Source organism: Streptomyces sp. NPDC054794, assembly GCF_053611585.1.
In genome coordinates this window covers 18,789-43,257 of the sequence record NZ_JBSHAQ010000054.1, presented here as the reverse complement: position 1 = coordinate 43,257, position 24,469 = coordinate 18,789, and the positions used below count along the sequence as shown (strand labels likewise).

Genomic DNA, 24,469 nt, shown 5'->3' with positions numbered 1-24,469 from the left:
GGGTTACCTGCCGATGGTGGTGACGGCGACGTTCTGCAGCTGGTCGAGCCCTGGTACGGGGGTGTCCCCCTCGGGGAGGGTGAGTGATCGCAGCTTCGGCAGGCCGGACAGCGGCGTGACATCCAGCCCTTGCAGCGCGGCCACGCCGACGATGTGCAGCTGGACGAGACCGGGAAACAGCGACGGAATCCGCTCCAGGCTCGGGGACCCGAACCCATCGCTCGTCAGGGTCAGGTCGACCACGGAAGGCAGGGACAGGGCGTGGGGGGCGCAGGTCAGACAGCTGCTGCTCAGGCGGAGGTCGGACAGCTGGGACAGGGAGGCGATCTCCGACCACTCGGACCCGGACGTCGGCGAGCTCTCGGTGTTCAGGCGCAGGTCGGTGAGGTGACGCAGGCGTCGGAGCCCGGCCAGCCCGCCCTCGGGCCTCGCGCGTCCGTTGAGCGCGAGGCTGTACAACGCCCGCGTCGGCAGCTGATCCAGCTCCCACCCGCCGGTAAGCGCAAGGTCGAGGTCGAGGTCGGCCAGGCGATCGAGGGCCGCCAGGGCGCGCAGATCCAGGTGGGGATACGCGCTGTCGCTGCGGAGGCTCAGCGAATCGAGGCCCAGTCCCGCGAGCGACGACAGATCCGACAGCTCGTGACACTTGTTGATCGCGAGGTGGGTCAGTCCTGCCACGTTCTCCAGAAGGGACACGTCGGTGAGACCGGGATTGCCGGTGATGGTCAGCGCCCGCGGCGGAAAGTCGGCCAGGTACTCCGTCAATTCGTCGATGGGCAAGTCCCCCCTGAACTGCACCGAGGGACGTCCGCCCAGTGCGCGGAGGGCTCGCAGCTGTGCCGAGTTGGTGACGATGAAGGCGAAATGGGTGGGATCGATGCGGCTCAGTACTTCGCGTGCGTAGCTCTCCGCATCGAACCGCCCCCAGTCCAGCATGAGCTGGGTCCTCACCAACAACATTCCCGGCCCCGTGAATCTGGCCAGGTACGGGATCGCCGCCGCCGAACCGATCCGCGTGGCCGTGACCACCGCACAGAACGCTTCCCAGCTGGTGAGCCTCTCCGGCCCGGGCAACAGGTCGAGCACGAGCGGACCCACCGCCGCCAGTTCCTCCGCCGCGGCCGAGTCCGAGGGCGGCACCAGTGACCCCGCCCGTTCCTGCACCGCGGCCCGGACCGCCGGGTCCAGCTCGGCCGCGTGCTCCAGGCAGGCGGCGGCCAGCAGGAAGACGCGATTGCGCTCCCGCCCCTCCTGCGACGCGTCCCCCTTCTCCACCAGCCCCGTGAGGATCTCCGCCCGCTCCCGCGGCCGTGCGTGCGCCACGGCCATGCGGATCACGTCCTCCCACTGGTCGTCGGCCGCGTGCTCGATGAGCAGGCCGATGTCCCAGACCTCCACGGCGGCGCGCGCTCCCAGATAGTCCTGGAAGGTGCGGTGGATGAAGTCGACGGCCCCGGGGGCGGGCTCGCGCAGCAGCCCGCTGCGGTTGAGCAGATGGCGGTGGACGGCCGCCGCGTCACCGATCGCGGCGGCCGCCGGAACCGCGGGCAGCGCCTCGGAGATGATCGCCTCGGCGCGCTCGCGGTCGAGTTCGGTGCGGCCGTTGCGGATGAGCCAGTACGCGAGCCGCTGGAGCAGCTGCGTCTGGGGCTCCTGCTGAAGCTCGACGCCCGTCGACACGTCCCGTTCCCGGTCCCGGCGCGTGAGCAGCATCGTGAGGGCCGCGTCGTACAGCTCCTTGCGCCCGTGCGGGAGGTAGCCGCGGCGGTCGCGGTGCAGGGCGCAGATCAGCCCGCACATGAGGGGGTTGGTGGCGAGGCGGCCGAGGTCCGCCTTGCCGCGGATGGCGGCGAGCAGCTGGCTCTCGTACGAGAGGAGGTCGGCGGCGCCGTCATCGTCCGCGTCGCCGGTACGGGCGGCCCGGTGCCAGCGACCGATGAAGGCCGCCACGTCGGTCGGGCTCATCGCCGAGAGGGTGACCTCGGTGAAGCCCTCGTCGGTGAGCCAGTCGTCCCGTACCGCGCTCGGGCGGGAGGTCACCAGCCAGCGGTTGTCGGGGTACGCGGTGATCAGCTCGCCCAGCCAGGCGCGGGCGCGTTCACGCTCGGTCTCGGGGACCTCGTCGATGCCGTCGACGAGGACGAGGCCCCGGCCGGCTTCGAGGACGCGGTCGGTCCAGCCCTCCGGCTGGGCGGCGGCCAGGGAGCAGCCGGAGGCCTTGAGGAAGTCGTCCGGGGCGGGCAGCCGCTCGCCGTGCCGGGTGAGGGTACGCAGGGGCAGGACCAGGGGGACGCGGCCGTACAGGTACGCCATCGGGCCCTGGGGCTCGGCGCGGGTCGCGGAGACGGCCAGCCACTGCACGAGGGTGGTCTTGCCGGAGCCGGCGACTCCGCGCAGCAGGACCCGGTCGTGCTCGGCCAGGACCTGGTCGGCGGGCAGGGTCTCCAGCGGCCCCACACCGGCGGCGATCAGGTTCGTGCCCTCGATCAGCTGCCCGGCGCCGGCCCGGTCCCACTGCCGCACGGCGGCGAGGTCCTCGCGACGCGCCCGTGTCCCGGTGACCTCCAGGCTCAGATACGCCACGTCCAGGGGCCACTTCGCGGGCGAGTTCACCAGGTCGATGCCGTAGATCGTCAGGTGTCCCTGCCGCTTGGCCACGTACTTCAGATACCGCCGCTCGAAGACCGCGTCCCGGGCGAACGGCCGCGGGCTGCGGCTGATCAGTTCGTCGAGCTTGGCGATGAGCTCCGCCTGGGCACGGCTCTGCTCGACCAGCGTGTGCGCGACGAAGGTCGATCGCCGGGTGAAGAAGTTGATGACGTGCAGGCACGCCCACTCGGTGAGCGAGTCGAGGAAGAAGGAGGCGTCGGCGGACAGGCCCGAGGCCGGGGCCGCGCGGTGGAGCCCCCGCGCCAGCTCGCGGTAGCCCAGCCGCACCGCCTGCACATCGTCCATGTCGAGCGTGCCCAGCGCGAGCAGCTTGTCGGCGAGGGCGTGGGCGACCGCCTCCTCCTCGTCCGCCGGGAACGGCCGCTCGCCGGGCGACCGCACCGCGTCCCCGACCAGGCGGGCGGCGAGCTTGCGCACGTCCTTCTCGGTCAGCGTCCGCTTCTCGCCCTTGAAGGAGACGAGCGCGGACAAGCGCACGGGCCGGTCGACGAGCCCCGCGCCCGGCCCCTCCTGCACGAACAGCTTCTTGACCAGCGGGCCGACCAGAGCCGACGCGAGTTTGCTGCCGAGCACCGTCGGGTCCATCCCCGCCCACCCCCGTAGTCGCGCGAATGCTGGTCAGCGTAGCGCCGGTCACATTCCGGTGTCCCTTGATCTTGAGAGCCGGTGACATGCCGCACAGGCGATTTGTCCGGTACTACCGGTCATAGTGCGACTTGCGAATCGGTGCAAAACGGACTTTCGACTCAGGTGGCATACCGGAGGATTCGGCGCTGTCAGGGCTATTGCCAGAAATGCGACACACCTGTCAAGAAATAGGCGATTATCGGTTCAATTACTACCTTGGGCAGTAGAAGAGGTGTTTGAGACCCGGCGGCGTGGCGGGTTACCAAGGGATCGCCCCGTTCCCCAACCCACGAGGTTCAGATGCTCCAGCGCGTTACGTCCCGCTCTTCCCGTACGACCAAGCTCCGTACCCGGGTGGCCGTCCTGGCCGCCGGCCTGGGCGCCACGGCCGTCGTGGGAACCGGGGTCGCAAGCGCCGCCACCGCGGCCGCCCCTTCCTGGGTCGACCCGGTGAAGCAGTACACCCTCTCCGCGACCTTCAACCAGGCCGGCGGCATGTGGCAGCACAAGCACAGCGGTCAGGACTTCGCCGTGCCGATCGGTACCGACGTCGTCGCCGCCCACGGTGGCACCGTCGTCAAGGCGGGCCCCAACGGCGCCGGTGACGGCCCCGCCTACGGCAACGCCGTCGTCATCAAGCACGGCAACGGGACCTACTCGCAGTACGCCCACCTGTCCCGGATCGACGTGCAGCCCGGCCAGGTCGTGAAGACCGGCCAGCACATCGCGCGCTCCGGCAACACCGGCAACTCCACCGGTCCCCACCTGCACTTCGAGATCCGTACGACCCCGAACTACGGGTCCGCGATCGACCCCGTGTCCTTCCTGCGCGCCAAGGGCGTGACCGTCTGACGGTCCGGCCCTGACGAGCTGGGCCGGGGCTACTCCTGACGGGAGCCCCGGTGTGCCTGGGTGACCAGGTCCATGGCGACTTCGAGAGCTGCCTCGCGCTTCTTCTCGGGGTCGCCTTCCACGTCCTGCATCACGAACATGCCGGCGTGCAGCGTGAACAGGGCGCTGACGCAGCGGACCTGGTCGACCAGGTCCGCGTCCGAATCGGCGATGATGTCGCGCAGGGCGCGCATCCGGTCCTTGAAGCTGTCGCCGATGCGCAGTTCGCGCACGGTCGCCTGGTTCTCCTGCATGAAACGGAACAGCGGTGCCGCGTCGACGAGCGCCTGGCTGTAGCGCCGTACGATCTCGTGCTTGGTCTCCAGGGTGCGAGGCTGCTTTCCGCCCCACTCGATCAGGTCTCCGATCGGCTTCGTCAGGTCCTCGAAGAGGCTGACGATGATCTCTTCCTTGGTCTTGAAGTGGTAGTAGAGCGCCGCTTTGGTGACGTCGAGGCGCTCGGCGATCTCCCGCAGGGAGGTCTTCTCGTAGCCCTGCTCGGCGAAGAGTTCGAGTGCGACGTCCTGGATGCGCTGGCGGGTGTTGCCGCGGCGCTGCTGTTTGGTGCCGTCCATGGTGACGCCCATCCTCGTACTCCTCGCGCTCAGGCGGAAACTGACTGACGCCCGACCAGCCCCCCGGAAACTTACTTGACGCCCGGCTAGTAGTCGGTCTACCTTCCCAGTGTAGACAACTAGCCGGGCGGCAAGTAAGTGCCAACGCCGGGGGAGTGGGACTGATGGCGGACGCCGAAACCAAAGAGCCCAGGAGCGTGCGGGTCGTCCTGCTCGCCCTGCTGATCGCGATGATGCTCGCGATGCTCGACAACATGATCGTGGGCACGGCGATGCCGACGATCGTGGGTGAACTGGGGGGACTGGAGCACCTTTCCTGGGTGGTGACCGGCTACACCCTGGCCACGGCGGCCTCCACCCCGATCTGGGGCAAGCTCGGTGACATGTACGGGCGCAAGGGCGCCTTCATGAGCTCCATAGTGATCTTCCTGATCGGCTCCGCGCTCAGCGGTATGGCCCAGAACATGGGCGAGCTGATCGGGTTCCGGGCCGTTCAGGGCCTCGGCGCCGGTGGTCTGATGGTCGGCGTCATGGCGATCATCGGTGACCTGGTGCCGCCGCGGGAGCGGGGCAAGTACCAGGGCATGATCGCCGGCGTCATGGCGCTCGCGATGATCGGCGGCCCGCTGGTCGGCGGCACGATCACCGACAACTGGGGCTGGCGCTGGTCCTTCTACATCAACCTGCCGCTCGGCGCCGTCGCGCTGGTGGTGATCAGCGCGGTGCTGCACCTGCCGAAGAAGCGGTCCAAGGCCGGCATCGACTACCTCGGTGTCGTGCTGCTGACCGTCGGCATCACGTCCATCGTCCTGGTGACCACCTGGGGCGGCTCGGAGTACGCCTGGACGTCCGCGCGGATCATGGAGCTGATCGGCATCGGCGTCGCCACGCTGATCGGGTTCGTGTTCTGGCAGACCAGGGCCGCCGATCCGGTGCTGCCGCTGCACATCTTCCGCAGCGGAAACTTCACGCTGATGTCCGTGATCGGCTTCATCACCGGCTTCGTGATGTTCGGCGCCACGCTGTTCCTGCCGCTGTACCAGCAGTCGGTGCAGGGCGCGTCCGCGACCAACTCGGGTCTGCTGCTCCTGCCGATGCTCGGCGCGATGCTCGTGACCTCGATGGTCGCCGGGCGGGTCACCACCAGCACCGGACGCTACAAGGCCTTCCCGATCGTCGGCGGCGTGCTGATGGTCACCGGGCTGTACCTGCTGTCGCTGATGGACACGGGGACCTCCCGGTTCACCTCGGGTGTGTACATGGCCGTGCTGGGTCTGGGCATGGGCTGCCTGATGCAGATCACCATGCTGGTCGCGCAGAACAGCGTCGAGATGAAGGACATCGGCGTCGCCTCCTCCTCGACCACGCTGTTCCGTACGCTCGGCTCCTCCTTCGGCGTCGCGATCATGGGCGCACTGTTCAACCACCGGGTCCAGGACGTCATGGCCGAGCGGGCCGGGACGGTGGGCTCGAAGATCACCGAGCAGTCGGCGCAGCTGGACGCCGCCCACCTGGCCAAGCTGCCCGCCGCGGCGCGGGACGCCTACCAGCACGCGGTGTCCGCCGGTACCCACTCGGCGTTCCTGCTGGGCGCGGGGATCGCGGTGATCGTGCTGATCGCGGCCCTGTTCGTGAAGGAGGTCCCGCTCCGGGGCGAGCCGCAGAAGCCGCAGGCGGAGGCCGCCGACGCGGCCCCGGCTCCGATGGCCGAGGCCGTCTGACCGGCCCGACCCGGTTCCCCGAGCCGGTGACGACCACGCGGTGACGAACACGCGGTGACACACACGAAGGCCCCGGCGGGTGTCCGCCCCGGGGCCTTCGTCGTGTGCGGGGCCGGAGCCCGCCGGACTTCGGCGGCCGGGGGCCTACGGCATCATCGGATAGCTGCCGGTGCTCGTCGGCGCGTGTTCGGGCAGCCACAGGACGGCCACCGCTCCCTCCGCCGGGATGTGGTCCGGGGCGCCCGCGGGGCGTACGTTGCGGAAGGTCAGCCGGGCGCCCAGCACGCGCGCCTGCCCCGCCGCGATGGTCAGTCCGAGGCCGTGGCCCTTTCCGGCGCGGTCCCTGCTGCCGGTGCGGAAGCGGCTCGGCCCCTCGGCGAGCAGTTCCTCGGGGAAGCCGGGGCCGTGGTCGCGGACCCGGATGACCCGGCCCTCGACGGTGACCTCGATCGGCGGCTTGCCGTGCCGGGCGGCGTTGGCGATCAGGTTGAACAGCACCCGCTCCAGGCGCCGCGGGTCGGTCGTGACCTCCGACTCGTGCACCACGTGCACGGCGACCCCCGGGTCCTTGGCGGTCACCCGCCGGGTGACGAACTCGCCCAGCATGATGTCCTGCAGCTCGGCCCGCTCGGAGGCGCTGTCCAGACGGGCCACCTCCAGGACGTCCTCGACGAGGGTGCGCATCGCCTTGGCCCGGTCCAGGACCAGCTCGGTGGGGCGGCCGGGCGGCAGGAGTTCGGCGGCGGTCAGCAGCCCGGTCACCGGGGTGCGCAGCTCGTGCGCGATGTCGGCGGTGACCCGGCGCTCGGCCTCCAGCCGCTGCTGGAGCGCGTCCGCCATGGCGTCCACCGCGCGCGCGAGGTCGTCGGTCTCGTCCCGTACGACACCGCCGATGGCGTCCCGCACCCGCACGTCCGGCTCGCCCTGGGCGACCTGGTTCGCCGCGGCCGCCGCCTTGCGCAACCGGCGCGAGAGCTGTCCGCCGATGGTCACGCCGAGCGCGCTGCCGCCGAGGACGACGGCGATGGAGCCGATCACCAGGGCCTGGTCGAGGTCCCTGATGACGTTCTCGCTGCGGTCGGTGAAGTGGGTGTGCAGGGACAGGACATGACCGTCCTTCAGCGGAACGGCGGCCCAGATGTCCGGCGCGTTGCCGTCGCGCTCGGTGACATACGTGGCCCGGCGGGCCTCCTCCATCTTCTCCCGCAGCGCCGGCGGCAGCTTCGGGTCGTCGATCTCGGCGCCGGGGAAGTTCGCGTGCCGGGTCAGGTCGAAGTTGCGCTCCGCGATCTGCAGGCGTTCGAGCGCGAGGTCGCGCGAGTTGTCCAGCATCGATACCCGGGCGGCGTTGTGCACGACCAGGCTGAGCGCGATCGCGACCAGCGCGCCGACCAGCGCGATGGCCGCGCTGAGCTTCCATCTGAGTCCGGTGCGGATCCCCGCGCGCGCCATCCGCCCGCGCATCGGCCGTCTTGTGAGCCCCCGCATGCCCGCCCCGCTCAGGCCTTCAGCTTGTAGCCGAAGCCGCGGACCGTCTCGATCCGGTCCTGGCCGATCTTCGTCCGCAGCCGCTGCACATGGACGTCGACGACGCGTGTGTCGCCGCCCCAGCCGTAGTCCCACACGCGTTCGAGCAGCTTGTCGCGGGAGAGCACGGTGCCCGGCGCGGAGGAGAATTCGAGCAGCAGCCGCATCTCGGTGGGCGTCAGGGCCACCGGCTGTCCGGCCCGCTGCACCTCCATGCCCTCGGTGTCGATCGCCAGGTCGCCGAAGGTCAGCATCCCGCCGTCCACCGCGGCGGATTCGGACTCCGTGCGGTCGCCGCCGGCGTGCCCGAAGCGGCGCAGCACGGCGCGGATCCGCGCGACCAGGACGGCGCCGTCGAAGGGCTTGGTCACATAGTCGTCGGCGCCGGCTTCCAGGCCCAGCACGACGTCGATGGAGTCGGCCCGTGCCGACAGCATGATCACCGGCACCGTCGACTCGTCGCGGATGCGCCGGCACAGGCTGACGCCGTCCAGGCCCGGGACCATGACGTCCAGGAGCGCGATGTCGGGGCGGTTCGAGCGGAACGCGTCCAGGCCCGACAGTCCGTCGGGCATCGCCGTGACCGCGAAGCCGTCCCGCTCCAGGGCGAGCTGGGTGGCCTCGCGGATGACGTCGTCGTCCTCGACGAACAGGACATGGGTCTGGTCTGCCATCCCGGTGCTCTCAGTCCTCGTGTTCTTCTGCTGCCGTCACTGAGGTGACGTACGAATCGGGTGCGGGGTTCACATCGCGGGGTTCGGATCAGCCGGAGGAGACCGACGGCACCGGTGTCGGCTCGCCGCCGACCGAGCTGCCGTAGTCGGTGTGGTGGTAGGCCGTCTGCACGAAGCGGCCCGCGGACCAGCTGTACGTGATCACGTTCTCGCCGGACGGGTTCGAGACCGGGTCGCTCTTGTCGTACACCTGCTTGGTCACCATCAGGTCGCCCCGGTCTATCTCCGCGTAGACCGGAGACTCCTCGGCCTTGAACACATTCTCGTACCTGCCGTCCTCGGCCCGGTACACGTACGACCCCACGCCCACCGCGTCGGCGCAGGTCAGCACGTTCACCACGATGTCCTTGGCCACGCCGCCGGTCAGGTCGCCGTACGACACGTCGAGCGGGTACTCGTCGCCGACGCACGGCTTCAGGTCCCGTTTGACCGTCGCGGACACCTTCGGGTCGCTCTTGACGAGCGAGACGGCGTCCACGCGCTTGTACGTGTCGGAGGCGTTGGGCGCGGGTGAGGGGGCCGCGCCGGCGGCGGTGTCGGCTCCCGCTCCCGCGACGGCGTCGGCGTGTGCCGGACCCTCGTCACGGGCGCCGGTGCCACCGGTGGCGCAGGCCGCCATGAAAAGCCCGAGGGCGGCGAGCACGGCCACCGCCGTGATCGCCGCCTGCAAGGCCCCGTGAGCCGCTGTGGGCTCCTCGTCGGTCAGGCCGCGCACCGCTCCCGCTCCTCACGCTCCAGCGCGCGTGCGTCCAGATCGCGGGCCTCCAGCTCCTCGCGGAGCCGGGCGAGCGCCCGGTGCAGCGTGCTCTTGACCGTTCCGGCCGACATGCCGAGGGCGGCGGCCGTCTCCTCCGTGGACATCTGCTCCCAGTGTCGCAGCACGACGACGCTGCGCTGCTTCGGAGCCAGAACCTTCATGATGTCCATCAGGAGCGCGCGGTCGGCGTGCTGCTCGGTGGAGTCCTCCACGCAGGCGTCGGGCAGCTGCTCGGTCGGGACCTCCTCCAGCTTGCGGGCCCGCCACCACTCGGTGCGCGTGTTGATCATCACCCGGCGCAGATAGGCGTCCGCCAGCCGCTTGTCCGAGATGCCGTCCCAGCGGCCGTACGTCCGTACCAGCGCCGTCTGGAGCAGGTCCTGGGCGTCGACGGGGTCCGGCACCAGACGGCGGGCGCTGCGCAGCAGCGCGTCCTGCCGTGTGCGGACGTACTCCTCGAACTCCAGCACCTCGCCCTGCGACATGATCAACCGCCTCCGTTCCCCGTTTTTCTTCGGCCCGTGCCTGTCGTTCCGTTGTCCCCGTGGTCGTGTCGGGCACAGAAATGAAGTTACGGAGCGGTTGTCACGGGGCTGTCCGAAGCAGCCTGCGGCTAGCACTCGGCTGTCCGTCGGTTGTGTAACGGAAAGGGGAACGGGGTAAAGGAGCAGGGCGAATTGCTCCGCTATGAGGCGATATGTGAGGCCGCGGGGCTGTGAAACAGCTGTCGTTGCTGTGATCTGGCCGTGTGTCAGCTCAGCGGCAGCCGGTACAGACCGCCCGGCAGCGGCTCCACCAGACCGTCCGCGACGAGCCCGTCCAGCGCCCGGCCGCGCTGCACCGGTTCGTGCCACACCCGGTCCAGGGCGGCCTGCGGCACGGGCGTGTGCGCCTCCCGCAGGACGGCGAGGAGCTTGCCGCGCACCTGCCGGTCCGTACCGGCGTACGTCTGACCGCGCCGCGGCGGGCCCTCGTGCTCCGGCTTGCCCGCAAGCCGCCAGGCGCACTGGGAGGCGATCGGGCAGCTCTGGCAGGTCTCGTTCTTCGCCGTGCACACCAGTGCGCCCAGCTCCATCGAGGCGGCGGCCCAGCGGGCGGCCGTCCCCTCGTCCTCCGGCAGCAGCTCACGGGCGAGCCGGCGCTCGGCGGCGGTGGTGGCGTTCGGCGGGTACTGCACACCGCTGACCGCACGCGCGAGGACCCGGCGGACATTGGTGTCCAGCACCGCGTGCCGCTGCCCGTACGCGAAGGAGGCCACCGCGGCCGCCGTGTACTCGCCGATACCGGGCAGGGCCAGCAGCTGGTTGTGGTCCGTCGGCACGTCCCCGCCGTGCCGCTCCGTTATGGCGGCCGCGGCGCCGTGCAGGCGCAGGGCGCGGCGCGGGTAGCCGAGCCGGCCCCAGGCGCGGACGGCCTCGCCGGGGGCCTCGGCGGCCAGGTCGGCGGGGCGGGGCCAGCGGGCCAGCCACTGCTCGTAGACCGGCAGGACCCGGTTGACCGGCGTCTGCTGGAGCATGAACTCGCTCACCATCACCCCCCAGGGGCCCGCTTCCGGGCGGCGCCAGGGGAGGTCGCGGGCGTGTGCGTCGAACCAGGCGATCACGGGGGTGTGGAGCATCTCAGTCATGGCCCTTCCGATCCTGCCACGGGAAGGACAGGTGCGCTCCGAGGCATGCCCGAGGCATAGACCCCTGTTGTGCGGGGAGTGGTGCGCCGAGCGTGGTGCGCCGGGCATGAAAAGTAGGGCCGTTGTGGGAAGTTGCCGGGATGATGATCCGGAAAAGTTGTGTTCCGGGCGGCGGGTGGCGCAAGCTAGCGCGCCGATCTCTCGTACAGTTTGCGCCGTGGGATCTCTGCGTAATCCGGTCGGGCCGCTTCCCTCCTCCATCTACTGGCGACGGAGGGTGATCATGCTGTCGGCGGTCGCCGTGTCGGCGCTGCTGATCGCGTGGATCGCCACCGCGGGCGGCGGGGGCGGCAAGAAGAACGCCGACGGGTCCAACGGCAAGAATCCGCTGCCCTCGATCACGCCGGGTTCGTCTGGATCCGGGCCCGCCTACAGCCAACACCCCGGCGGGCGCGACGAGTCGAGCGGCGGCGGCTCCGGCGGCGACACCGGGACGGGTGACGGCGGCTCCGGCGCGACGGACGGGAGCGGCTCGGACGACGGTTCCGGTTCCGGCTCGGGCAGCGGCGGTGTCGCCGCGGGCGACGTGCTGCCGGCCTCCTCCGCGCTGCCCAACTGCACGGCCGGATCGGTCACGTTGAGCCTGCGCAGCCGGCACAACTCGTACTCGCCCGACCAGTCGCCCGCCTTCGAACTCATCGCCAAGAACACGTCCGGGAGCGACTGCAAGGTCGATCTCGGGCCGAAGCGGACGGTGTTGACGATCACGCAGGCGGACGGCGACGACGACTTCTTCTCGTCCGCCGACTGCCCGAAGACATCGGGCAGCCTGCTGTTCCGGGTGCCGGCCGACGGCAGCATCACGTACACCGTGACGTGGGACCGCAAGCCGAGCGCCCCCGAGTGCGCGACGCCGCCGGCGGGGTCCGCCAAGGCGGGGACCTACCTGGTGGAGGCCAAGGCGCCCGGGTTCGCCAAGGCGCAGACGTCCTTCGTGCTGTCGGCCGACTGATCGCTCCGCGCCCGCGAGGGCGGCGCGGGGGCGCGACTCAGACGTAACGTTCCAGGATCGACGACTCCGCCAGGCGGGACAGGCCCTCCCGGACGCTGCGCGCGCGGGCCTCGCCCACACCGTCCACCGTCTGGAGGTCGTCGACGCTCGCGGCCAGCAGCTTCTGCAGACCGCCGAAGTGCTCCACCAGCCGGTCGATGATCGCGCCCGGCAGCCTCGGCACCTTGGCCAGCAGACGGAAACCGCGCGGCGAGACCGCCGAGTCGAGGGTCTCGGGGGAGCCGGTGTAGCCCAGCGCCCGGGCGACCGTGGGGAGTTCGAGGAGCTCGGCGTGGGTGAGCGCGTCGAGTTCGGCCAGCGCCTCATCGACCGTGCGGGAACGCTTGGCCGTCGGCTCGGGGACGTAGTCCCGGACCACCAGCTCGCGCTCCGGCTCCACGCCCGCGATCAACTCGTCCAGCTGGAGGGCGAGCAGACGCCCGTCGGTGCCCAGTTCGACCACGTACTCGGCGATTTCGGTGGCGATGCGGCGCACCATCTCCAGACGCTGCGCGACCGCGGACACGTCGCGGACCGTCACCAGGTCCTCGATCTCCAGCGCCGACAGCGTTCCCGCGACCTCGTCCAGGCGGAGCTTGTACCGCTCCAGCGTGGCCAGCGCCTGGTTGGCGCGGGAGAGGATCGCCGCGGAGTCTTCGAGCACGCGCCGCTGGCCGTCGACGTACAGCGCGATCAGGCGCATCGACTGGGAGACGGAGACCACCGGGAAGCCGACCTGCTTCGAGACGCGGTCCGCCGTGCGGTGCCGGGTGCCCGTCTCCTCCGTCGGGATGGTCGGGTCCGGGACCAGCTGGACGCCCGCCCGCAGGATCTTCGACAGGTCGGAGGAGATCACGATGCCGCCGTCCAGCTTGCACAGCTCGCGCAGCCGCGTGGCCGAGAACTCCACGTCCAGCACGAAGCCGCCCGTGCACATCGCCTCGACGGTCTTGTCCGAGCCGAGCACGATCAGTCCGCCGGTGTTGCCGCGCAGAACCCGCTCAAGGCCGTCACGCAGCCCCGTACCAGGTGCCACGGCGCTCAGCGAGGCGCGCATCAGGCCATCGGAACCGGCACTCCCACCGGATTTTCCGGGAGCTGCTGCCCGGTCGTTGGCTGCCACTGCACTCCTCCGGTCGCAGGTTCTGGGGCACTCCCGTGCGCGCACTCGGATCGTACGGACAGGCGAGACCAGGGCAAAGTCTACCGGCGCTGCTCCGCGTCCTGTGGGGCCTCTCGGCGACGGGAGCGCGGAAGGACCCTGAGCGCGTCCCCTATGTCCGCGACTTCCAGGACCTTCATCCCCGGAGGAATCTTGCCCGGATCACCCGGCACGAGTGCGTGCGTGAAGCCCAGGCGGTGGGCCTCGGCGAGCCTGCGCTGCACGCCCGTGACCCGTCTGACCTCGCCCGCGAGCCCCACCTCACCGATGGCGACCAGGTTCTTCGGCAGCGGGGTGTCGCTGGCCGCGGAGGCCAGCGCCAGGGCGATGGCGAGGTCCGCGGCAGGCTCCGAGAGCTTCACGCCGCCCACCGTCGCCGAGTAGATGTCCCGCTTGCCGAGCGCGCTGATCCGGCCCCGCTGCTCCAGCACGGCCAGCATCATCGAGACGCGCGAGGTCTCCAGACCGGAGGTCGTCCGGCGTGGCGAGGGGATCTGCGAGTCGACCGTGAGCGCCTGCACCTCGGCGACCAGCGGGCGGCGGCCCTCCAGGGTCACCGTCAGGCAGGTCCCCGGCACCGGCTCGGAGCGCCGGGTCAGGAACAGGCCGCTCGGGTCGGCCAGGCCCGTGATGCCCTCGTCGTGCAGCTCGAAGCAGCCGACCTCGTCCGTGGCGCCGTACCGGTTCTTGACGCCGCGCACCAGGCGCAGCCGGGCGTGCCGGTCGCCCTCGAAGTGGAGCACCACGTCCACGAGGTGTTCGAGGAGGCGGGGGCCGGCGATGGCGCCGTCCTTGGTGACGTGGCCCACAAGGAGGGTGGACATGCCGCGTTCCTTCGACGCCCGGATCAGCGCGCCCGCCACCTCCCGCACCTGCGCCATGCCGCCGGGCGCGCCGTCGATCTCCGGGGAGGCGACCGTCTGCACGGAGTCGAGGATCAGCAGGGACGGCTTCACCGCGTCCAAGTGGCCGAGGACGGCGGCAAGATCGGTCTCGGCGGCCAGATACAGGTGGTCGTCCAGGGCGTTGATCCGGTCGGCGCGCAGCCGCACCTGGCTCGCCGACTCCTCGCCGGTGACATAGAGGGTGCGGTGCTCGTCGCTGGCCGACTTGGCCGCCACGTCGAGCAGCAGCGTCGACTTGCCGACGCCGGGCTCGCCCGCCAGGAGCACCACCGCGCCGGGCACGAGGCCGCCCCCGAGCACCCGGTCCAGCTCGGGCACACCCGTCGTGCGGGCGGTGGCCTGCCGCCCGTCGACCTGCCCGATGGGCAGCGCGGAGGTGGTGACGCGTCCCGGCGTCGTCGTGCGCACCGCGGGCGTGCCGTACTCCTCGATCGTCCCCCACGCCTGGCACTCGGGGCACCGGCCGAGCCACTTGGCCGTCTGCCAGCCGCACTCGGTGCAGCGGTAGGACGGGCGGTCCTTGGTGGTCTTCGTACGGGCAGCCATGCGGAAACCGTAACCGAGGCCACTGACAACGCCGTCCGGCTCCGATCGTGCCGGTGGAGTTGGTGCAAGGCATCCCCGCACAGTGGTGGATCTCCGTACAATCAGCGGCTACGGATGCCACGACGAGGGCATGCCGTTCAGTGGCCGCACCGCGGGGGCAGGAGGGTGGGCCGGTGCCGGGCGACGAGGACCGGACGGAGTGGGCGCGCGAGGTCTACGGCGGGCTGCTCGACGCCGGGTTGACCACGTACGACACGGTGATCGACGTAGACCCGGACGACGACCGCGCCCCCGATGTCGCCCGCCTGCTCGACGGCCTCTTCGTGACGCATCCCGAGTACCGAGGGGTGGCCCTGCGGCTCAGGGGGGCGCCCGAGGAGTCCGGGCGGATCGGGATCAGCGGGCACGCGCGCGTGCGCGAGTCCTTGGGCGTCGCCGGTGACCCCGGCGGCCCGGCCGCCGGCGCGGACTGGGGCGCCGGGGACCGTGCGGGCCTGCTCGGCATGTCCACGCAGTACCGGACCCTGCTCTTCGTGTGCCCGTTGTGCGCGCGGGAGGAGACTCGCGTCTTCTACGACGAACGCGCCCTGCCCCGGTGCGCGACCGGCCACGGGGTCATGGAGCTGGTGCGATGAAGCTGAGCGGCGCGCTGCAGCCGCCGGCCGGGCTCGCGGCGGGGCGGCGCTTCTTCCTGGTGGGCTACCTGCCGACGTACGCGGCCGTGTTCTTCGTCCTGCTCCTGTGCTGGGCCGGCGCGCGGGGATGGCACGCCCCGGCCTCGGGCGGCCTGAGCTTCACGCGCGCGTGGACGACCGCCGCCGCGCTCGGCGTGGGGGAGGTCGTCCTGCTCGTGCTCGGGGTCACCCTCGTCGCCGTCCTGCTCGCCCCGCTGCAGACCCCGATGGTCCGGCTCCTGGAAGGACAGTGGCCCCGGCGGCCGGCCACGGAGTGGGCGCGCGGCCGGCAGCGGCGGCGGAAGACGGCCTGGGAGCAGCGCGCCGCGCTGCCCGCCGCGGGCCCCGTCCCACCGGGTCCCCCGGGTGCACCGCCCGCCCCCGCCCTCACGCCGGACCTGGTCCAGCGGGCCGGGGTCGCCGGTACGGAACTGCGCCGCCGCTACCCCCTCCCCGATCACCTCGTACGCCCCACCGCCCTGGGCAACGCCCTCGCCGCCGCCGAGGACACCGCGGGCCGCGCCTTCGGCTACGACGCCGTGGTCGCCTGGCCCCGCCTGTACCCGCTGCTCGGGGAGCAGACCCGGGCGGTGGTGGACGACCGCCGGGACACCGTGGACGGCGCCGCCCGGATGGCGGTCACCATGGCCGTCACCGCCGTGGTCGCGGCGGTCCTCCTCGCCCGTACGGGCTGGTGGCTGCTGCTGGCACTGGTGCCGCTCGCCGTGGCGTGGGTCGCCTACCGGGGCGCGGTGCAGGCGGCCCTGGCCTACGGGGAGTCCCTCCACGTGGCCTTCGACCTGCACCGGTTCGCCCTGCTGCGGGCGCTGGCCGTGCGGGTCCCCGAGGACCCCGCGGCGGAGCGGCGGATCGCGGCCGCCTGGTGCGACCTGTGGCGTCAGGGCGTACCGCTGCCGCCGGGCTTCAGGTACTCGGCGGACGCGGACCAAGGCAGCACCACCGGCGGACAGGGACAGCCATGACGGACGACACGCACGACGACACGCACAGCGGCCCGCACGACGTGCACGACGAACACGATCCGGAGGCCGCCGCCCGGGAGGCCGCCGCGCTGGAGACCGTGCTGCCGTACGCGCTGATCGTCGGCCAGGACGAGCTGCGGACCGCGCTGGAGATCGCGTACGTCTGCCCGGCCGTGGGCGGAGTGCTCGCCACCGGGCAGCGCGGGACCGCCAAGACCACCACCGTGCGCGCCTTCACCAAGATGGCGGTCGGCGGGCTGCCCGTGACGATGCCGATCGGCGCCACCGACGACCGGGTGCTCGGCGGCTGGCGGATCAAGGAGCTCATGCGGGGCCGGCCGCACAAGTCCGACGGCCTGCTCGTCCAGGCGTCCCGCTCCAAGGCCCGCATGCTGTACGTCGACGAGATCAACCTGCTCGACGACTACCTGGTCAACATCATTCTGGACGCGGCCTCCACCGGCATCCTCGCCCTGGAACGCGACCACCGTTCCGAGCAGACCCAGCATGTGGAGTTCACGCTGGTCGGCACCATGAACCCGGACGAGGGCGGGCTGCGCCCCCAACTCCTCGACCGATTCGGCCTGGTGGCCGTCGTGGAGTCCGAGTCCAAGGCCCGGCAGCGGCGGCGGATCGTGGAGACCGTGCTGCGCTTCGAGCTGGAACGCGGCGATCCCGGTTCGCGGTTCCTGGCCGAGGCGCTGGAGGCGGACGCCGAGAAGAAGGCCGGTCTGGACGCCGCGCGCGCCCGGCTCGCCGGCATCGGATGCGGACCCGAGGTCTACGCCGGCTGCGCCGCGCTCGCCGAGGGCTTCCGGCTCGCCGGGCACCGCGGGGAGATCGTCCTGCTGCGGGCCGCCCGTGCGCTGGCCGCGATCGAGGACGCCGGGCAGGTGACCACCGAGCATCTGCGCAAGGTCGCCAAGCCGGCCCTCGTCCACCGCCGGGGCCGGGGCGACACGGGCACGCTCCCGGCCTGGACCGAGGAGGACGACACCCGCGTACGGGACCTGCTCGCGGGCCCCCTGGACTGACCATGCCGGACCACCCCACGGCCGCCGCCCCGACCCCCGCCGCCTCCGTCGGCGTCCCGTCCCCCGTCACCCGCGCCCTCACCGTTCTCGCCTGCCTGGCCACGGAACCCGGCGCGGGAGGTGTCCTCTTCCTCGGACTCGATCCGGAGCTGCTGCCCGCGCTGGGGGCCTGGCTCGCCGCGCACAGCGGTGCGGGGCGTGCGGGCGGGGCTCGTGGTGCGGACGGTGCGACTGCTGCCGGTGCCGGTGCCGGTGCCGGTGCCGGTGGCGGTGGCGGTGGCGCGGTCGTGCGCAGCCTCGGGTCCTGGCTCGGTGAGGAGGAGCTGTGGCTGCGTCCCCGGCTGGGCGACGACGGCTTCCGGCTCGTACCCGGACTGCTGGTGGAGGAGCCGGACGGCGCACCGCCGGTCGTCCTCGTCCCGGACCTCTGCCAGGCGGGCCCCGCCGTCGTCCGGGCCGCCGTGACCCTGATCGGCGCCGACGCCGCCCATGTGGAGATGCACGGCCACAGCCTGCGCTGGCACCCCCGCGCCCACTGGCTCGCGGCCGTCGACCGTGCCGAGGCGGCACGCCTGTCCCCGCACCTGCTGGACCGCTTCCCGCTGCGCGTCGAGGCCGAGCACCTGAACGACGCGCTGTGGAGCCTGGGCACCGACGGCTTCTGGGACCTGCCCGCCGAGCGCGACGCGCTGGTCAGGGCGCTGCCGACCCTCCCGTGCGTCGATCGGGACGTCTCCCGCGGGGCCCTGAGCGCGGCGGCCGTCAGGGAGGCGGTCGCGCTGGTGCCCCCCGACACGGGCATGCGCCGCGCCCTGGCCCTGGCCCGCGTGGCCCGAGCCCTCGCCGCCCGCTCCGGCGCCCCGGGCGTCGACCCGGACCACATCACCCAGGCGGCCACCCTGCTCGGCATCAAGCCACCCCCGCTCCGCCCCCCGGCGCCCCAGGACCGGCCGCCCCTGCGCCCGCCGGCCCCGACCGAAGCCGTGGACCACCCCGAGCCCCCGTCGCCCGCGCCCACCGAACCCACCCCCACCCCGGTCGCGCGGCCCGCCCCGCCCCGCCCGTTGACCACCACTCCGGTGACCCCGCGCACCCCGGCGCCCGAGCGGTCGCCCTATCCCGAGGACTCCCCGGACGCCCTCCCCCAGCTCGGCTCGCTCCGCCCCCCGGGCCGCCGTCGCGGCGCCGCCCGGCGACTGCACGGCCGGCCGACCGGAACCATGCGCGCCCGCGACGTGCACGACCTCGCGCTCGTCCCGAGCCTCGTCGAGGCGGCGAAGTCCCGTCTGCTCCACCCGGAGCTGCGCGCGGAGCCGCTCGCGCTGCGCCCCGTCGACCTGCGCCAGTACCGCCGCCGCCCGGAGGCCGCGCACGCCCTGGTCCTGCTCCTCGACCACTCCTGCCGCGACTGGGACCCGACCGCCGCGCTCGCCCCGCATCTGCGCTGGGCCTACGAGTCCAACGCCGCCGTCACCGTCGTGGAGTTCGGCCACGCGAACGCGGACCTCGACCTGTGCGCCGAACGCGTCCGCGTGCCCTCGCTGCTCGACCCCGCCCTGCTCGACACCTTCGCCCGCGCACCCGGCACCGCCAGCCCGCTCGCCCACGCCCTCGACCTGGCCGTCCACGAACTGCGCCGCTTCCTGCGCAAGGGCCGCGCGGTGGTCGACGAGGCCCTGTTCGTGGTGGTCACCGACGGCCGGGGCAATGTGCCGCTGGACGCCAGCCTGCGCGGGACCCCGCCGAGCGGCGTGCGCCGGGAGGGCGTCGACGACGCGCTGCGGGTCGCGGCCACGGCCGCCACGCTGCACCGCGTCCGCTCGGTCGTCATCGCACCGGACCTCGACCAGTACCCCGAGCTCCCCGTCGAACTGGCGGAGGCGCTCGGCGCGACCCTCGTGGTGGCGGCGGGGCGGGTCCCGGGGGCGCCGGCATGACCACCGAGCCGATGAACCTGCGGAGCCTGCTGCACGCGGACGCGCACGCCCGAGCGGGCGCGGGTACGGACGCCCACCTGCCCGGCGCGGCGGCGGTCGGCGCGCCGCGCACGCCCGCGTACGACCTCGACGGCATCGAGGAGGCCAGTCCCGCACAGGGCTTCGACCCGGAGGACGCCGGCCTCTCCGCCGAACTCCCGCCCGACACCGCACTGTTGTGCGTCAAGGGCACCACGTACGCGGGCGAGCCCAGCTTCGAACTGCACTTCCACCACCGGGGCCGGGTCTTCGCCGCGAACCGCTCCACCGACCTCGCGCACCGCCGTCAGCCCGGCCTCGGCCTGCCCCGGCTCGTCGAGCGGGCCGAGCGGAAGGGCTGGCGCTCCACCTACCGCCACGTCAAGGGCTGGTGGCAGACGGAGACGGTACTGGCCGCCTGGGTGGACCGGCTGAAGCAGGGGGACGCACCCCGGTTGATCGTCTGGGACCAGACACCGCACGAGATCCCGTGGGAACTCCTCCACCGCCGGTCGGCCGGCCTCCACCGGCCCCCGCGCCGGAACGGGAACGGGGATGGGAACGGGGGCGGCGACGGAGGTGCGGGCGCGGGCGCCGGTGCCGGCGGCTGGCTCGGCGCCACCCTGCCCGTCATCCGCTGGACCACCGTGTGGGACGGCGCCCGCGCATGGCGGTACGACGCGCGTCCGCAGCACTGCAGGGGCGGCGTACTGGTCTACGAGGACCCGGAGTTCGCCGTGGCCGTGGACAGCGTCGTCAAGCACGAGGTCGGGGAGCGGTCCACCACGATGGCGGACCTGCGCACCCGCCTCGGCGACCCGGCGACCGCGTTCGGTCTGCTCCTCATCCGCTGCCACGGCAAGTACTCCGAGGACATCGAGGAGTTCAGGCTCGGCGGCGTCCCGCTCCCCGAACTCTCCGAGGACTGGGAGATGGACGCCCTCCAGGAAACCGGGGCAGCCGTCCTCATCAACTCCTGTGTCTCCGCCCGCCCGGTGGTCGACCGGCGCTACAACGCCGCCGTCCCGCGCAACTTCGCCGAGGTCTTCCTCAGATGGGGCGCGAGCGCCGTCATCGCCACCGTGGCGGAGGTCAGCAAGGCGCACGCCCACGACTTCGCCGCCCGGCTGGTCAGAAGCGCGCGGCACGGCCCGGTCAATCTGGCCGACGAACTGATGAAGCACCGCGCGTACTACGCCCGCAGGGCCGAGCGCGCCCTCGCCGCCGGCGACGAGGACGGTGCCGAGGAGGCGCTGGAGGCCTTCTTCACCAGCTTCATGTACGCCTACTTCGGTCACCCCGGGACCACGCTCACACTGGAGGCACCCGGCCGGGAAGGGGGTGACGGCACGTGAGTCCCTCGTCCGTGTCCCTCAGGCCCCTGGTCAGCTGGCCCGAGGAGGTCGAGACCGGCCGCAAGTACCTCGTCACCGTCGACATCGAGATCGCCGACCCGGAGTCCGGGGCCTGGCCGTACGACACGGAGGAGTACGCGGTCGGCTGCATGCTGGAGGGCGAGCCGGGGCTCGCGGTGGAGTCGGTGGGGGACTCGACCTTGGTACTGCACCGGTTCGGGGGGACGTACGGTCCGGCGCGCTTCGTCACGTACGCGGTGGACGCCGCGGCCGTCAGCGACACCGCGCTCCGACTGACGCTCATCACGGCGGGCGGAGTGCCCTTCCGCAGCGAGCGGTTGCGGGTGCGCGTGGGGGCGGGGGAGGAGGTGCCCGCCCCGCTGCCGGAGGTGGAGGTGCCGCTGCCGACGGTGGCGGCGGAGCCGGCGGCACCGGTGGCGGTGACCGAGGACGAGGGGGACGAGGGGGAAGCGGTCGGGACCGTGCCGATCGTGGCGGGGACCGCGGCACAGTTCTGGGCGTTCCGCCGTCGGCTGACGGGGGAGGTACGGCGGGTGGGGCGAGGGGCCTACCAGGCGGAGATCGGCAGGCTCTCCGGTACCCGGTGGCAGGTGGCCCTTCTGCGGAAGACCACCATCGGCTGGCGGCACAGCGCGGGGTACATGGCGGAAATCTGCCGCGAACACCGCGTTCCCGTCATGGTGTCGGTCGTGCAAGGACGAGGAGCGCCGCACAGGACGGACCACGGTGACCTGGTCGTGGCGAACCGAGTGGTCCTGCACGCGGGGCGGTCGGAGCCGTCCCGCCGTCTGGAGTCGGTCGCCCGGGAGATTCTGGGGAACAGCGCGCACTACGACACGGTGAGCAGTTACCAGAGCGGCGGCGCGGCGGTCGTGAGCGGAGAGGACGTCGACCTGCTCCAAGCCGTGTACACCGTGCCGGGCATCGAGCACCTCACCGTCTGTGCCGTGGGGGAGGCGGCGGTGGACCGCGCGGTGGAGGCGGTGGTGGCGGTGCTCGGCGCCCTCGAACCCGCCGTCGATCCGCTGGCGCTGCCGTCGGCACCGGAGCGGCTGGTCGGGCGGGACGAGGAACTCGAACGGCTGGTGGGGCTGCTGGATCCGGCCGCCGGGGAGCGGGCACAGCCCCACGTCACGGTGGTGAGCGGCATGCCCGGGATCGGCAAGACGGCGCTCGCGCTGGCGGCGGCGCACGCCGCGACGGAGCGCGGGTGGTACCCGGGAGGCGCGTACTTCATCCCCGCCGGGACGGACGCCCACGCGGCGGTGGAGCGGGTCAGGTCGAGGCTGCCGGATCGCCACGGGCATGTGCTCGTCGTGCACGACGGGATGGAGCCCGACGACGCGTCCCCCTGGATCGCGCCCATGAGCGACCGCTTCCATGTGCTGATCACCGCACGGCGCAGGTCGGTCGCCCGCCCGGCCACGGGGAGGCTGGCGCTGGGGCCGCTCCACCCGGCGGACGCGCTGGAACTGCTGGACCCCGACGGTTCCGACCGCGAGGCGGCGGGCCGGCTGGCCGAGCTGTGCGGAAGGGTGCCGCTGGCCCTGCGGCTGGCCGCGCGGTCCGACCTGCCGCTGTCCTACCTCCTCGGCACGGTTGAGAGGGAGGGCGGGATCTTCTGTGTCCTCGACGCGCTCAGGGACACCTACGACGCCGAATACCGTCGCCTGACAGCAGAGGAGCAGCAGGCGCTCCAACTCCTGGCGCTGGTACCCGGCCCGGACGCCGGCCCCGAACTGCTGAAGGCCTTCGGTCTGGTCCGGCTGACGGAGACCCTCGACGCTCTCGGGGACACGTACCTCGTCGAGCCGGTCGGGACAACCCCACGTCGGCAGCTGCCGCCCCTGGTACGGGCGTACCTCCACCAGATCCCGGGGCGGGACGGGGCCTTCAGGGAGTGGAGGGAACAGGCACGGCAGCTCCTGCTGGACTTCTGTGCCAACCGCACGCGGGAAGCCGTTCAGGGTCTCGGGCTGGGCGGCTGGGAGGAGTACAGCGAACCGAGCGGACTGCCGACCACGGCGGTGCGCTGGCTGGACGGGGAGCGCGAGACCCTGAGCGCGCTGGCCCTGGGGGTGGCCGGGGACCCGAACGGCCGGACGGCCACCGACCTGCTCCTGTACTTCGGCGCCTACCTCAACTGGCGTCGCGACTTCGACGTGTGCCTGCACCTGTGCGGGACGGCGCTGGCCCGGGAGACCCGGCAAAGGCAGACGGCACACCTGTGGCGCCTCAGCGGCATCGCTGAGCGGGGCCTGGTCCGGCTCGACCGGGCGGCCGACTCCTGCCTGCGTGCGCAGGCTCTCTACCTCGAACTCAACGACGTCTGGGGCCAGGCCAAGGCGCACGACGACCTGGGGCTGGTGTACGCGGCGATGGACGACTGGGAGAGGGCCCGGGAGCAGCACACCATCGCCTGCGACGAGATGTTGCGGCACTCCGACCGGCGGGCGCAGGCCGAGGCGGTCATGCATCTGGGCGATGCGCACCTGCGGCTCGGCGACCGGGAGGAGGGGCTGCGCTGCCTGGTCCGTGCGGCGGACCTGTTCCAGTCCCGCGGAGACATGCTGGGGGTGGCCCGGGCCGCGCTGAGCCGGGCCGAGGCACTGAGCCGGACGGGCAACGCGGAGTCGGCCGCCGGGATGGCGGAGGAGATCGTCCGGGACTTCGCGGAGCTGGGCGACCTGTACGGGGTGGCGCGGGCCTGGCAGGTCCGGGCGCGGGCCGCGGAGCACCTCGGGTGGCTCACTGACGCGGAAACGTCCTGGAGAAAGGCGGAGAGCGCGTTCGCCGGCACCGGAGAGTCGGAGGCCGCCGAGTTGGCCCAGGAGCGGGCGAGGCTCGCCGGACGACGCGCGACCGAGCCCGAAGGCCGGATCCGACTGGTCGTGGAGGCCCTGCGTTTCCGCTCGGCCTCCTTCCGCTGGACGCTTCTGGCCGTGGTGGCCACGGGCGAGCGGACCGTGCGGGTGCAGGGCACGGGGAGCGGCACGGGAAGCGGGCCGGAGTCGCTGGGTCGCAGTGTCACGGAGCAGTTGTGGACCGTGTCCGAGTCCACCGGCTTCCCGTTCGCCTCCGCACCGCTCGAAGTCTGTCTGCCCCTGCGGCAGTTCGACGTGGCGCCGCACCTCTGGGCGGCCGGCCCCGCGGGGGAGGTGTCCATCGGCGAACAGCGCCCGGTGACGATCCGGCAGACAGGGCGGGATCGTTCGGACCCCCGATGGATCAGGCGCTGGAACGAGCTGCGCGTGAGCGGCCGTTTCACCGCCTCGCACGTCCTGCTCACCCGCAAGGGGACCCCGCCCCACATCCCACCGGACGTGATCCCCTTCGTCTGCGGACCGGTGAGCACCGGCCCCGGCCGGGCCATCATGTCCCGGTTGCTGGACCGGGGCCACGGCGTCGTCCTGTGGTCGACGGAGAGCCACCCGGCACGGTGCGGCCCCCGGTGCGAGGAGCTGTACCGCCAGGTGCGGGCGCTGGTCTCCGGGGTCGGCATGCTGGACGAGCTGCCCGACGAACTCTGGCACCTGCGCACGCGGGACCCCGGCAGCCCCTTCTCGCTCCTCTTCGACGCCCCCGAAGCCCCAGAAGTCCCCTTCGATCACCGCTGATCCAGCCACCACCCGTCAGCAACCAGCCGCGGAATCA

18 protein-coding genes are annotated in these 24,469 nt (G+C 72.3%); 9 read left to right on the top strand and 9 right to left on the bottom strand.

From position 1 onward, the window contains the following. Positions 1-3: 3 nt before the first annotated feature. A complete protein-coding gene (locus tag ACWGKT_RS38875) occupies positions 4-3,255 on the bottom strand; it encodes an NACHT domain-containing protein (RefSeq protein ID WP_453277374.1) in 3,252 nt (1,083 codons plus the stop codon). 342 nt (positions 3,256-3,597) lie between these two features. Here ACWGKT_RS38875 and ACWGKT_RS38870 point away from each other — a divergent pair, with 342 nt between their 5' ends. Further along, a complete protein-coding gene (locus tag ACWGKT_RS38870; RefSeq protein WP_356147755.1) occupies positions 3,598-4,149 on the top strand; it encodes a M23 family metallopeptidase in 552 nt (183 codons plus the stop codon). Positions 4,150-4,178: 29 nt separating this feature from the next. Here ACWGKT_RS38870 and ACWGKT_RS38865 read toward each other — a convergent pair whose 3' ends face one another. After that, positions 4,179-4,775 (bottom strand): TetR/AcrR family transcriptional regulator, encoded by a 597-nt coding sequence (locus tag ACWGKT_RS38865; protein WP_356147758.1) that lies wholly within the window; start codon positions 4,773-4,775, stop codon positions 4,179-4,181. 152 nt (positions 4,776-4,927) lie between these two features. Between ACWGKT_RS38865 and ACWGKT_RS38860 the strand changes: the two genes are divergently transcribed. Then, a complete protein-coding gene (locus ACWGKT_RS38860; RefSeq protein ID WP_453277373.1) occupies positions 4,928-6,484 on the top strand; it encodes an MDR family MFS transporter in 1,557 nt (518 codons plus the stop codon). A 144-nt stretch (positions 6,485-6,628) separates the two neighbouring features. On the opposite strand, the gene cseC is transcribed toward ACWGKT_RS38860, so the two are convergent. From cseC to ACWGKT_RS38835, 5 genes are all read right to left on the bottom strand, one after another. Continuing rightward, on the bottom strand, positions 6,629-7,972 hold the full coding sequence (gene cseC, locus ACWGKT_RS38855) for a two-component system sensor histidine kinase CseC (RefSeq protein ID WP_453277372.1): 1,344 nt from the start codon (positions 7,970-7,972) through the stop codon (positions 6,629-6,631). 11 nt (positions 7,973-7,983) lie between these two features. Continuing rightward, positions 7,984-8,685 carry a two-component system response regulator CseB gene (gene cseB / locus ACWGKT_RS38850; protein WP_453277371.1) on the bottom strand — a complete coding sequence of 234 codons (702 nt, stop codon included), beginning with the start codon at positions 8,683-8,685 and terminating at the stop codon, positions 7,984-7,986. Positions 8,686-8,773: 88 nt separating this feature from the next. Then, complete coding sequence (locus ACWGKT_RS38845) at positions 8,774-9,460, bottom strand: hypothetical protein (RefSeq protein ID WP_453277370.1); 687 nt, start codon at positions 9,458-9,460, stop codon at positions 8,774-8,776. After that, complete coding sequence (locus ACWGKT_RS38840; RefSeq protein WP_235459376.1) at positions 9,448-9,987, bottom strand: SigE family RNA polymerase sigma factor; 540 nt, start codon at positions 9,985-9,987, stop codon at positions 9,448-9,450. The genes ACWGKT_RS38845 and ACWGKT_RS38840 overlap by 13 nt, the downstream gene beginning before the upstream one ends. 266 nt (positions 9,988-10,253) lie before the next feature. Next, positions 10,254-11,129 (bottom strand): HhH-GPD family protein, encoded by an 876-nt coding sequence (locus tag ACWGKT_RS38835; RefSeq protein ID WP_356147773.1) that lies wholly within the window; start codon positions 11,127-11,129, stop codon positions 10,254-10,256. 217 nt (positions 11,130-11,346) lie between these two features. Between ACWGKT_RS38835 and ACWGKT_RS38830 the strand changes: the two genes are divergently transcribed. After that, on the top strand, positions 11,347-12,141 hold the full coding sequence (locus tag ACWGKT_RS38830; RefSeq protein ID WP_453277369.1) for a hypothetical protein: 795 nt from the start codon (positions 11,347-11,349) through the stop codon (positions 12,139-12,141). A gap of 37 nt (positions 12,142-12,178) precedes the next feature. Here the strand turns inward: ACWGKT_RS38830 and disA are convergent, their stop codons facing one another. Both disA and radA read right to left on the bottom strand, forming a co-directional pair. Then, complete coding sequence (disA, locus tag ACWGKT_RS38825; RefSeq protein ID WP_356147778.1) at positions 12,179-13,303, bottom strand: DNA integrity scanning diadenylate cyclase DisA; 1,125 nt, start codon at positions 13,301-13,303, stop codon at positions 12,179-12,181. Positions 13,304-13,383: 80 nt separating this feature from the next. Continuing rightward, on the bottom strand, positions 13,384-14,793 hold the full coding sequence (gene radA, locus ACWGKT_RS38820; RefSeq protein ID WP_356147780.1) for a DNA repair protein RadA: 1,410 nt from the start codon (positions 14,791-14,793) through the stop codon (positions 13,384-13,386). 173 nt (positions 14,794-14,966) lie between these two features. On the opposite strand from radA, the gene ACWGKT_RS38815 reads away from it, so the two are divergent. From ACWGKT_RS38815 to ACWGKT_RS38790, 6 genes are read left to right on the top strand one after another with little or no spacing between them, the layout of a single operon-like run. Then, on the top strand, positions 14,967-15,428 hold the full coding sequence (locus tag ACWGKT_RS38815) for a hypothetical protein (protein WP_356147783.1): 462 nt from the start codon (positions 14,967-14,969) through the stop codon (positions 15,426-15,428). Beyond that, the gene (locus tag ACWGKT_RS38810; RefSeq protein WP_453277368.1) at positions 15,425-16,450 is read left to right on the top strand and encodes a hypothetical protein; all 1,026 of its coding nucleotides are present in this window, start codon (positions 15,425-15,427) and stop codon (positions 16,448-16,450) included. Before ACWGKT_RS38815 ends, ACWGKT_RS38810 begins: the two co-directional genes overlap by 4 nt. Then, a complete protein-coding gene (locus ACWGKT_RS38805) occupies positions 16,447-17,484 on the top strand; it encodes an AAA family ATPase (protein WP_356147788.1) in 1,038 nt (345 codons plus the stop codon). The genes ACWGKT_RS38810 and ACWGKT_RS38805 overlap by 4 nt, the downstream gene beginning before the upstream one ends. Before the next feature lie 2 nt (positions 17,485-17,486). Next, positions 17,487-19,421: a hypothetical protein gene (locus tag ACWGKT_RS38800; protein WP_453277367.1), complete on the top strand. Its 1,935-nt coding sequence runs from the start codon at positions 17,487-17,489 to the stop codon at positions 19,419-19,421. Further along, positions 19,418-20,794, top strand: coding sequence for a hypothetical protein (locus ACWGKT_RS38795; protein WP_453277366.1), 1,377 nt, complete (start codon positions 19,418-19,420; stop codon positions 20,792-20,794). The genes ACWGKT_RS38800 and ACWGKT_RS38795 overlap by 4 nt, the downstream gene beginning before the upstream one ends. Next, positions 20,791-24,432, top strand: a complete 3,642-nt coding sequence (locus tag ACWGKT_RS38790) for an AAA family ATPase (protein ID WP_453277365.1) — start codon at positions 20,791-20,793, stop codon at positions 24,430-24,432. The genes ACWGKT_RS38795 and ACWGKT_RS38790 overlap by 4 nt, the downstream gene beginning before the upstream one ends. The last annotated feature ends 37 nt before the right edge of the window (positions 24,433-24,469 follow it).

Bases quoted from the DNA above. Each gene is read 5' to 3' on its own strand.
- ACWGKT_RS38875 (WP_453277374.1), bottom strand. From the start codon at position 3,255: ATGGACCCGACGGTGCTCGGCAGCAAACTCGCGTCGGCTCTGGTCGGC.
- ACWGKT_RS38870 (WP_356147755.1), top strand. From the start codon at position 3,598: ATGCTCCAGCGCGTTACGTCCCGCTCTTCCCGTACGACCAAGCTCCGT.
- ACWGKT_RS38865 (WP_356147758.1), bottom strand. From the start codon at position 4,775: ATGGGCGTCACCATGGACGGCACCAAACAGCAGCGCCGCGGCAACACC.
- ACWGKT_RS38860 (WP_453277373.1), top strand. From the start codon at position 4,928: ATGGCGGACGCCGAAACCAAAGAGCCCAGGAGCGTGCGGGTCGTCCTG.
- cseC (WP_453277372.1), bottom strand. From the start codon at position 7,972: ATGCGGGGGCTCACAAGACGGCCGATGCGCGGGCGGATGGCGCGCGCG.
- cseB (WP_453277371.1), bottom strand. From the start codon at position 8,685: ATGGCAGACCAGACCCATGTCCTGTTCGTCGAGGACGACGACGTCATC.
- ACWGKT_RS38840 (WP_235459376.1), bottom strand. From the start codon at position 9,987: ATGTCGCAGGGCGAGGTGCTGGAGTTCGAGGAGTACGTCCGCACACGG.
- ACWGKT_RS38835 (WP_356147773.1), bottom strand. From the start codon at position 11,129: ATGACTGAGATGCTCCACACCCCCGTGATCGCCTGGTTCGACGCACAC.
- radA (WP_356147780.1), bottom strand. From the start codon at position 14,793: ATGGCTGCCCGTACGAAGACCACCAAGGACCGCCCGTCCTACCGCTGC.
- ACWGKT_RS38810 (WP_453277368.1), top strand. From the start codon at position 15,425: ATGAAGCTGAGCGGCGCGCTGCAGCCGCCGGCCGGGCTCGCGGCGGGG.
- ACWGKT_RS38805 (WP_356147788.1), top strand. From the start codon at position 16,447: ATGACGGACGACACGCACGACGACACGCACAGCGGCCCGCACGACGTG.
- ACWGKT_RS38800 (WP_453277367.1), top strand. From the start codon at position 17,487: ATGCCGGACCACCCCACGGCCGCCGCCCCGACCCCCGCCGCCTCCGTC.
- ACWGKT_RS38795 (WP_453277366.1), top strand. From the start codon at position 19,418: ATGACCACCGAGCCGATGAACCTGCGGAGCCTGCTGCACGCGGACGCG.